Annotated in this window: 2 protein-coding genes; both read left to right on the plus strand. The window is 65.7% G+C overall.

Features of this window, described 5'->3' with window-relative positions:
- Nucleotides 1–1323: glutamate synthase-related protein (locus AHiyo1_RS24025; RefSeq protein WP_253257583.1), on the plus strand; the 1323-nt coding region annotated here is incomplete at its 5' end.
- The coding region (locus AHiyo1_RS24030; protein WP_148667767.1) for a glutamate synthase subunit beta at nt 1316–2189 on the plus strand (874 nt) is incomplete at its 3' end. The genes AHiyo1_RS24025 and AHiyo1_RS24030, both read left to right, overlap by 8 nt.

The following is a 2189-nucleotide window of genomic DNA, read 5'->3' on the forward strand; positions in this document are numbered from 1 at the left end:
CTCAACGGGCTCCGCGACCGCGTGGTGGTCCAGGTGGACGGCCAGCTCAAGACGGGACGCGACGTCGTCATCGCCGCCCTGCTGGGTGCCGAGGAGTACGGTTTCGCGACTGCGCCCCTCGTGGTGTCCGGCTGCATCATGATGCGCGTCTGCCACCTCGACACCTGCCCGGTCGGCGTGGCAACCCAGAATCCCGAGCTCCGCGCCCGCTTCAACGGCAAGCCCGAGTTCGTGGTCAACTTCTTCGAATTCCTTGCCGAGGAAGTCCGGGAGCTGCTTGCCGAACTCGGTTTCCGCAGCCTCGAAGAGGCCATCGGCCACGCCGAGGTCCTCGACACCCGGGAGGCGGTGGACCACTGGAAGGCCGATGGGCTGGACCTCGACCCGATCCTGCACGGCCTCGAGTTCGACGACGACGTTCCCCTGCGGAACCTCACCGGCCAGAACCACGAGCTCGACAAGCACTTCGACCAGCGCCTCATCGGCATGGCCGCCGAGGCTTTGAGCGACCGTACGCCGGTGAAGATCGCGGTCGACGTCATCAACACGGACCGGTCGGTCGGCACCATGCTGGGCCACGTCGTAACCAAGACGTTCGGCGTCGATGTGCTCGCGACGGACACGATCGACATCACCCTGAAGGGCACCGCAGGGCAGTCTCTGGGCGCCTTCCTCCCGGCGGGCATCACCCTGCGCATGTTCGGCGACTCCAACGACTACGTCGGCAAGGGTCTCTCGGGTGGACGCATTATTGTCCGCCCGGACCGCACCAACGTTTTCCAGGCGGAGCGCAACGTCATCGCCGGCAACGTGATCGGCTACGGTGCCACGAGCGGCGAGATGTTCCTGCGCGGCCAGGTGGGCGAACGGTTCCTGGTACGCAACTCGGGCGCGACCGCCGTCGTCGAAGGCATCGGTGACCACGGCTGCGAGTACATGACCGGCGGCCAGACGCTGATCATCGGCCGCACCGGACGCAACTTCGGTGCCGGCATGTCCGGCGGTACAGCCTACGTGCTGGACCTCCAGCCTGCCCGGGTCAACAAGCAGGCGTTGGATTCCGGCGAGCTGCAGTTGCTCGAGCTTGACGACGAGGACCGCACCATCGTCCATAGCCTCCTGGTCAAGCACCTGGAAGAAACCGAATCCGTCCTCGCGGGCCGCTTGCTCGAAAACTTCGATGACACAGCCGCCCGCATCACCAAAGTTCTGCCGCGCGACTACGCCGCAGTCCTGCAAACCCGTCTCGACGCTATTGAAGAGGGCCTTGATCCCGATGGCGAAGAAGTATGGTCTCGAATCCTGGAGGTAACCGGTGGCTGATCCACGCGGATTTCTGAAAGTCCGGCAGCGCGAGACGCAGCCTCGCCGTCCTGTTCCCGTCCGCATCATGGACTGGAAGGAAGTCTACGAAGCCCAGGACAAGGGCGTGCTCAAGAGCCAGGCAGGGCGCTGCATGGACTGTGGCGTTCCGTTCTGCCACCAGGGCTGCCCGCTCGGGAACCTCATTCCGGAGTGGAACGACCTGACCTGGCGCGGCAAAGGCGAGGAAGCGATCGAGCGCCTGCACGCGACGAACAACTTCCCGGAGTTCACCGGCCGCTTGTGTCCCGCGCCGTGCGAAGCATCCTGTGTCCTGGGCATCAACCAGCCCGCCGTGACCATCAAGCAGGTGGAAGTTTCGATCATCGACGACGCCTTCGAAAACGGCTGGGTCCAGCCGCTTCCGCCGGCACGCCTCTCCGGCAAGACGGTCGCCGTCGTCGGCTCCGGCCCCGCGGGGCTTGCCGTCGCACAGCAGCTGACTCGGGTCGGCCACACCGTGGCCGTCTACGAACGCGACGACAAGATCGGGGGACTGCTGCGCTATGGCATCCCCGACTTCAAGATGGAAAAGGAGCAGGTCGACCGCCGCGTCGAGCAGATGAAGGCCGAGGGCACCCGCTTCCGCACGGGTGTGGCGGTAGGAAGCGACGTGACGTGGGAGCAGTTGCGCCGCCGTTACGACTCCGTGGTGATCGCCACCGGTGCCACCGTTCCGCGCGACCTTCCCATCCCCGGCCGCGAACTCGAAGGCATCCACTTCGCCATGGACTACCTGGTGCCCGCCAACCGCGTGGTTGCCGGTGAAACCGTCGAGGGCCAGATCGACGCCAAGGGCAAGCACGTCATCATCCTCGGCGGCGGCG

The organism is Arthrobacter sp. Hiyo1, from assembly GCF_001263615.2.
GTDB lineage: Bacteria > Actinomycetota > Actinomycetes > Actinomycetales > Micrococcaceae > Arthrobacter.